The sequence below is a fragment of the Bacillus sp. LL01 genome, assembly GCF_001037965.1.
In genome coordinates this window covers 1-9,565 of the sequence record NZ_LFEL01000048.1, presented here as the reverse complement: position 1 = coordinate 9,565, position 9,565 = coordinate 1, and the positions used below count along the sequence as shown (strand labels likewise).

Genomic DNA, 9,565 nt, shown 5'->3' with positions numbered 1-9,565 from the left:
TTACTTAACTTCCACGTCAGGAACTAGTGGGAAACCAAAAAGTGTCATGATTGAGCATGCGGGATGTATATCGTATGTACGATCTTTTGCAGATGAGTTTAATATCACGGAAGATACGACAGTACTCCAGCATACAGCCTATAACTTTGACACCATCGTTGAAGAAGTATATCCAGTGCATATTAGAGGCGGAAAAGTAGTTCTATATAATGAAGAAAAAATTTACGATATAAACAAAGCTTGTGATTATATGGACAAGCATGAAGTGAGTTTAATCAGTTGCTCTACCTTGTTATTGAAGGAATTTAATCAAGGCAGGATGCCTAAAACAGTAAACATGTATCTAAATGGCGGGGATACGCTCAAATATAGCTATATTAACAATCTATTAAAACACGCGAACGTCGGAAATACCTTTGGTTCAACGGAACAAACAGTATGCGCCGCATTCTATCAAGTACCTAAGAATAGGACAGGCACTATACCAGCAGGCAAGCCTATAGTGGGCCGGAATGTGTATATTTGCCAAGGAGACCAAATCTGCGGCATCGGGATTCCCGGAGAATTATGCATCACAGGCTCTGGCGTCAGTCGTGGCTACTTAAACAGTGAAGAGCTTACAAGGAAAAAGTTTGTCAATAATCCCTTTGGCGAAGGGAAGATGTATAAAAGTGGAGATTTGGTGAGATGGCTGCCAGACGGAAATATCGAATTTCTAGGCAGGATCGACCACCAAGTGAAAATACGGGGATTCAGGGTAGAATTACAAGAAATAGAGGAAGTTTTCAACAAACAGGCAGGAGTGAAAGAAACCGTAGTCCTCGCCAAAGAACAAGGTGAAGGGGTTCAAGCCCTTTTCGCTTATGTAGTGATGGAAGAAAAAGAAGCGCTAGATCTAGCAACCATAAAAGAGGGTGCTAGAAAAGAATTACCGGAGTACATGATACCATCCTATATGATGGCAATAGATGAGATCCCTTTAACTGTAAATGGAAAAACAGATAAAAAGGCGTTGCCGGATATTGAATTTGAAAGACAAGATGACTATATTGCCCCAAGTAATCCGATTGAAGTAGCTCTTTGTAAGATATTTGAAGAAGTCTTGGGCATAAAAAAGGTTGGGATCAAGGACAATTTCTTTGAATTAGGTGGTGATTCTATAAAAGCTATAAGGTTTACTACACTTTGTAGAAATCAGAATTATGACCTATCAATTAAAGAATTTATGAAAAAAGGGACTGTTATTGAGTTAGCAAAAGCTTTGATGGATAAAAAACAAGAAAAAGACAATGAGCATGAGACATTTACTAAAGTTCCAATGAACCCTCTTTTAAATGAATACCTCACAAGTGCATTTAAATATGAAAGTAATCTATGCCACAGTAAGATTGTAGAAGTTAAAGAATATGATGAAACTCTTAAGACTGTATTAGAGGGAATGATCATAACACATCCTATGCTGAGAGTGAAATATACAGATAATGAATTGGAAATAATCGATTATCTTCCATATGAAATTCCAACATATGATTTGACTAGTTATGAAGAAGGAAGTGGGCTTACATACCAATTAAGAGATATTTGTGTACAGCTGCAAGAATCTATAATAACTATGCAAGGACTTTTATTTGAGCTTGTTTTCATAAGAACTAAAACAAAGAATTTTATCTTATTATGCGGACATAAATTAGTTGTGGATTCATGGTCATTAAATTTATTATCGCAGGAAATAAATAGGAATTATGAACTGCTAAATAATGGTGAGTACAAATTAACATTTAAAGAGGATATATATTATTTAAAAAACATAAAGGCATTAGGTGGAAATGACCCTTCATTGCAATTAGATTATTGGTCACAGATTTCTAATGAAATAGAAAAAGGTAAAATAAAACCAGATACAAATTTAGGGAATCGTGGTTTTACTAGCATAGAATTTGCTATTTCTGAAAAAGAAACAACAGCTTTACTTGACCTATCTGAAAGTGTACTAGGGATGGATATTAATGAAGTCTTAATGGCTAATTTTGCTATTGCAGCTAATAAGCTTACAAATCAAGAAAAGGTGTCAGTAACTTTCATAGATATAGACAGAAACAGGGACAAAGGGATTGGATCCTATGAGTATAGATATCCAATAGTATTACCTTCTAATGGGGCAAATCTAGTAGAAACACTATGTGATGTCAAAAAGAACTTGAATTACATTCCAAACAATGGTGAAAGATATGGATGGTTGTCTTTAAACCACCGTTTTTACCCTCAACCAAATGTTTTGTTTCATGGGCTAGATAAAATTGAAGATGATTATCTGAATAGAGGGATGGTAGGAGAAAGAGATTTACATGATCATATAGCAATTTATTCTCTCTATAAAGATAATAAAATAAGTTTCTATATGGAATATAACGAGTCTAAGTTTTCAAAAGGTATGATGGATAAAATATCTGAATACTATTTGAGATCCTTAATTAGTATTTCAGAAGAAGTTACAAAATATGAAAAGAAAAACATGTTCCTTTTAAATGAAGGAATGGTAGATGCTAAACTCCTTTATAAAGATTTCTTTGAAGACATGTATTCTTATGGGAAATCAATAGCTAAAGAAAACATTGTTGGAGAATATGACCCCCTTTTATCTCAACAAGTATTTCTAGACGATACCATTGGTGGGGGCTCCAGCGGTCGATTTATAATAGAAGGAGAATATGCAATTTGCGAAGTTGAAAGGGCAATTCTACGGATTATATCTGAACAGTCTGTCTTGAGGACACAATATATAAAGAAAAAAAATGTATTAATTGAAAATGAATTGTCAATGGATCACAAGATTCCTGTAATAGATATTAGTAGTGATAGTAATCAAAAAGAGACTCAACTATATTCTATTGTCGAAAAATTCGGATTAGACACAAAGAATTTGTTAGAAGGGCCGTTACTAAACAAGATTGGTGTAATAAAGGCAGCTAAAGACAAGTATGTAATTTACATTTTTATTCATCATGCATTATGGGATATGACTTCCTCATCAATATTTGAACGTAGAATAAATCAACTATTAAAAGAACCGGATTTACTTCAAAGAAGAAAAGAAATATATCTATACTCACAGGTAATAAAGAATGCAATAAACGAAGAAAAATCGAAGGATATACAATTCAATGAATTCATTGAAGCAACTCAAAATATGAATTTTTTATATGAGAACAAAAGCAGGATGACAGTATTTAAAAAGAAGTACGATGAAGACATTGTAAATAATACGGTGATGAGTAATCAATTATTAGCGACACTTCAATTACTTGAAACGATCATACTCCAAGAAGAAATGATGAGTTCAGTAAACAAAATACCGGTTATTATTTTACATCATGGTAGAGATGTTACCAATAGGAGGACGCTGGGACTATTTCAAGAAGCAAAATTATTTACCATTGATTTAAATGATAGATACAGATATGAGAGAGTAAGGGACATACTTGCTGATTCACCAGAATTAAGTTTAGGAATAAAAGATTTAAATCAAGTACAAAAGGACTGGCTAAAGGATAATGTAAACAAAATACCAAGCTTAAATGCTGTGACTAGTTATGGTGATGATTCAGGAATTATGGCAGAAAGAACCTTAGATATAAATAATAGGAAGATAGTCGATTTGTCTACAGACAATAATCTTCCGATAAATGTAAGGTGTCAATTTACAGATGGTGGTGTAGTACTAGTAGCAACTGGCTTTGAAAATAGAAAAAGCCAGGTTTTGGATGCAATGGATAAAATAATTCTTGAAGGATATAGGATTGTAGAGTGTATATGAGATGAGGTGTAAAATGATTGGATTGTCGGAAAAGCAAAAACAAATAATAGATATTGAAAGTATATTTGAAAATACTAGTATCAATACCTTGGGAGTTGTCGCAGACTTTAAGTCTAACTATTCGTATAAAGAAATAAGTGAAGGATTAAATCATGTCATCAAAGATTTAGATGCATTTCAGATAAGGTATATGGAAGAAGATAATATCTTGCATCAAAAGTTTGATAAATTTCACTATGAAGATATACCTCAAATAGTTATATCATCTTGGAAAGAATACGAAGAGTTTAAAGCAACACATATGCGTAAGTGTTATTTCAATAAAGGAGAAAAACTGTACGATATCTATATACTTCATAAACCAAATGGTAAAAGGGCTTTCGCGCTTTTTATGCATCATTCTATATCTGATGCATGGTCTTTAGTAGAGATCTTTTCTAGAAAACTACGTCAATATATGCTTAATATTGAGGTTGAAGATGATTCTGATGCATCTTTTGAAGAATATGTTAAAAAGGATCTAGAAGAAGGGAACTCTAAAAGAAAGCGAAAAAGTAAAGAATATTGGGATGAAATTTTAGAAAATTATGACGGTGTTAATCAATATCCTAAGGTTTCATCCATTGAAGAATTGGAAAGTAAAAGAGCGTCTTTTACATTAGATGCAGAAGAAACAAGATCTATTGTAATTGGCGCGCAAAACTGTGGGATTTCCTTACCCGTTTTATTTCTTAGTTCCTTAGTTTTACTCAAATCCTATGAAAATCAAACTAAAGCTGTTTCTGTAGGTGTAGCCATACTAGGAAGAAAGAAAAGGGAAAGAAAAATATTTGGAGAATTTGTTCATTTATTACCACTATTAGTTGATATTAATAGGGATATGAGTGCCAAAGAGTTTCTATTGAATATTCAACAAAAACAAACAAGTATCCTTAAACACTCAGCGTATTCCTATAGCGAGATTAATGATTATATGAACAGACAATTGAAGAGAGATTCAAATCTGTTAGAAATTGGATACTCTTATCAGAATGCGAATTATGATTCTGAACTTACCTCTGTATTAGACAATATAGAATGGTTAAATAGTAGTCATCAATATAACCCTTTAACCGTTCATGTAAGTGATCGGTTAAAGGAGAATACCTTATATCTAGATTATGATTATAGGATTTCTTTATTTGATGAAAAGGATATTAAAAGAATGAATGATAGGTTAGTTTATATAGCTCATCAATTAATTGATGCCTATAGCAAATCAATATCCGTTTTGGAAATTGATGTACTCCCACCTATGGAACAGCATAAGATCTTATTAGAGTTTAATAAAATGCCTGAAATTATTTCGAAAGATGAAACAATGGTTTCGGTATTTGAAAAACAGGTTTGCAAATATCCAAATAATATAGCCATTGCCTATCAAAATAAAAAGCTTACTTATAAAGAGTTAAATCATAAAGCCAATCAGATTGCATTTACTTTGAGAAGCAATGGCATAAAATCCAATGATTTAGTAGCGATTGTTGGAAATAAAGGTATAGAAATCATTGCTGGTATACTAGGGGTTCTAAAATCGGGGGCTGCTTATATTCCAATTGACTCAAAATATCCGATGTCTAGGATAGAATACATGCTAGAAGATAGCAAACCTAAGCTAGTCCTATGCAGTGAAAAGATTAAATATACAGAAATAAAACAAATAAATTTAAATACTGAATATATATATTCGAAGGTAATAGATAATATTGATTATAAGGTTACACCCACTGATTTAGCTTATATCATTTATACATCAGGTACTACAGGACAACCCAAGGGAGTAATGATTGAACATCATAATGTTGTCAATCTTTCCAAACACCATAGCAAACATTATGAAATAGATTATAAAGATAATATCTTGCAATTTGCAAACCTTTCATTTGATGCCGCGGTTTGGGAAATTACCATGGCATTATTTCAAGGGGGAACTTTAGTACTGACAGATGAAGAAATTATAGAAGACCCACATATATTTAGCGTTTATGTTAGGGATATGGGCGTTACAGTGGTAACTTTACCTCCTCAATATTTCTTATTAACAGAATTAGACAAAGTACGCTTAGTTATAACTGCTGGTTCTGAGTCTAGCCCGCGTGTATTAAAACACGTAAGAAAAGGAATAGATTATGTAAATGCATATGGTCCTACCGAATCTACAGTCTGTGCTACTGATAACTTGATTTCATCAGGACAAAGAGCAAATTATAAATCAGTGCCTATTGGAAGACCTACATTTAATACACAGATATATATTTTGCAGGGAATGAATCTTTGTGGTATTCGTATGCCAGGTGAACTTTGCATAGCAGGAGGAGGCGTTGGAAGGGGTTATTTAAATAGAGTTGAGTTAACAGAAGAAAAGTTCATAGACAATCCTTTTGGAGATGGAAAACTTTATAGAACTGGAGATTTAGCCCAATGGCTCCCAGATGGAAACATTGAATACATCGGTCGAGTTGATGATCAAGTGAAAATCAGGAGTTATAGGATTGAATTAGGTGAGATAGAATCTTGTTTTAGAAATGAAGATAATATTAAAGATGTAGCTATTGTAGCTAAGGAATATGACAGCAAAGAAAAGAAAATTCATGCTTTTATGGTTTTTAGAACAGATATGTTAGAAGCTGATTTAAATAAGTTTAAAAACAATATAAGACAAATGCTCCCTGAATATATGGTTCCTAGTTTTTGGCATATCCTAGAAGATATACCTAAGACCAGAAATGGAAAGGTCGACACTAAAGTCTTATTGTCTTTGGAAAACAAGGAAGTAAAAGAATATATTGAACCGACAACATCTATGGAGGAAAAACTTTGTAGTATTTATATACAGTTGTTAAATAGAGATAGAATTGGGATAACAGATAACTTTTTTGAATTAGGCGGACACAGCATTCTTGCCATGGAACTTGTCAATTTAATTAAACAAGAAACCGGAAAGGATGTAAAAATTTCAGATATATTCAAACATCCAGTTGTAGAAGATTTAGCTTACTTTATGAATTCTCTTGAGGGTAAGAATTTCGATTCTATACCTCTTGTTGAAAAAAAACCTAATTACCCAATGATATCTTCGGCAAAAAGAATGTATATATTGCAAGAGGTAAATCCAGAATCATTATCATATAATATGCCTTTTGGAATAGAAGTTAAAGGAAACTTTGATACGAAACTTTTTTCAAAGGTATTTCAAGATTTGATAGAACGCCACGAGGTCTTTAGAACTAGTTTTCATCTAAATGAGGATGAGTTTATACAAAAAATATCTCAAACGGTGGACGCTAATATAAAAATTTGGAATACGGGAATATCTAAAGAAAAGGTTATGCAAGAATTTGTAAAGCCTTTTGAGTTAAATAAAAGCCCATTAGTCAGACTAGGTTTGGTTAAATTATCCGAAAATCATGGGTATGTACTTTTTGATACCCATCATATTGTGTCAGATGCAGTTAGTATTAATATATTTTTAGAAGAGTTTATAGCTTTATGTAATGGCGAAGAGTTAGAAAGACAGGAAATTCAATATAAAGATTATAGTCAATGGTTTATTTCGAGGGATTTGCAATCTCAAAAAGCATATTGGCACGAAATCTATAAAACCAAACCTGAAGCTTTATATTTACCTTATGATGCTCCAAGACCAAAGAATAAAACTTTTAACGGTGATCGAATTAAGATTGACTTGCAAGAACAATTCACTACAAAAATAAGAAATTTTGCAAAAGAGAATCACTTGACGGATTATATGATTCTACTTGGAGGCCTGATGATTACCCTTCATAAATATAGCCATCAAGAAGATATCGTAATCGGAAGCCCAATGTTTGGAAGGACTCACAAGGATATAGAAAAGACGTTAGGAATGTTTGTAAATACGCTATCTATGAGAGGATATCCAAATCCTGAAAAAACGATTAAAGAATTTCTTGATGAGATAAAGGAACATTGCATGGGCGCATATGAAAACCAAGAATATCCTTTTGAAGAATTAGTAGATGCAGTAGCTAGTAAAAGAGATACGAGTAGAAATCCATTATTTGATGTATCTTTTACACTACAAAATGCTACAGAATTTAAATTAGAGTTCGATAATATGAAAATTGAAGAAGTTTTCCATGGTGAACCTTTAGCAAAGTTTGATCTCGATATAGAAATGTCGCTTGAAGAAGGGGAATATAAACTAAATTGTATATATAATACAGATATATTCAAGCGTGAAAATATTGAAATTATGATGAATCGGTATATAAAATTACTTTCATTAATAACAGCCGATATGGAACAAAAAATTGAGGAATTAGATTTACTTATCAATAATGAAATAAACAAGATAAATAACGTATTCAATGATTTGGAAAGAAATTATGATGAAGTCAATATAAAGGAAATATTTGAAGAAATAGCTGATAAACTCCCAAATAAAACGGCATTAGTATTTGAAGATAAAGAGATGACCTACGGGGAATTGAATAAAAAGTCTAATGAATTGGCTCATAAATTGATTGAAGTAGGGGTTAAGAAAGAAGAACCAGTTGTCATCTTGGGAGAACGATCTTTAGAATTAGTGATTGGTATAGTTGGTGTTTTGAAGGCAGGGGCAAGCTATGTTCCGATCGATCACACCTACCCGAAAGAGCGCATAGATTTTATAGTAGAAGATGTAGGTGCGAAAACGGTTTTGCTTGGAGATTTTGATTATGATTTTAAGCAAGACTTAACAAGGATTAACTTGAACGATCCTAAAAGTTATCAATATGATAGCATCAATCCAACCATATCTTTAACAGGTAATCACCTGGCTTATGTCATGTACACCTCTGGAACAAGCGGAAAACCAAAAGGAAGTCTCATAGAGCATAAAAGTATCATTCGATTGGTAAAAGATACAAACTTCCTTTCATTCCATGAAGATATCAGAATCCTGCAAACGGGATCCGTCGCCTTTGATGCATCCACATTTGAATTCTTTGGCAGTTTATTAAATGGCGGAACTTTATATTTAGAAACTCAAGATACGTTAACAGATGTAAACAAACTATCAAACTCAATAAAAGAAAACAAGATAAATACGCTGTGGATGACATCAAGCCTCTTTAATCAAATGCTAGATATGAAAGCCGACATGTTTGAAAACTTAGATAATCTACTAGTAGGTGGAGAAAAACTATCTGTTAATCATATAAGAAAGATTAAAACACTATATCCTGAAATAAAAATCATCAACGGATATGGTCCAACAGAGAATACCACCTTTACAACGACATATGAGATACCAAATGATTTCGATACCATTCCTATAGGAAAACCGATAAGCGGGACACAAGTTTATATCATGAACGGGGACAAGCTCTGCGGCATCGGGATTCCCGGAGAATTATGCATCACAGGCTCTGGCGTCAGTCGTGGCTACTTAAACAGTGAAGAGCTTACAAGGAAAAAGTTTGTCGAGAATCCCTTTGGCGAAGGGAAGATGTATAAAAGTGGAGATTTGGTGAGATGGCTGCCAGACGGAAATATCGAATTTCTAGGCAGGATCGACCACCAAGTGAAAATACGGGGATTCAGGGTGGAATTACAAGAAATAGAGGAAGTTTTCAACAAACAGGCAGGAGTAAAAGAAACCGTAGTCCTCGCAAAAGAACTGGACGAAGGAGTTCAAGCCCTTTTCGCTTATGTGGTGATGAAAGAAAACGAAGCGCTAGATCTAGC

2 protein-coding genes are annotated in these 9,565 nt (G+C 33.2%); both read left to right on the top strand.

Going from position 1 to position 9,565, the window contains the following annotated elements; all coding sequences use genetic code 11:
* On the top strand, nucleotides 1–3,814 hold a 3,814-nt coding region (locus AB685_RS23355), incomplete at its 5' end, for a condensation domain-containing protein (protein ID WP_131709650.1).
* A gap of 13 nt (nucleotides 3,815–3,827) precedes the next feature.
* Nucleotides 3,828–9,565: non-ribosomal peptide synthetase (locus AB685_RS23350; RefSeq protein WP_198530573.1), on the top strand; the 5,738-nt coding region annotated here is incomplete at its 3' end.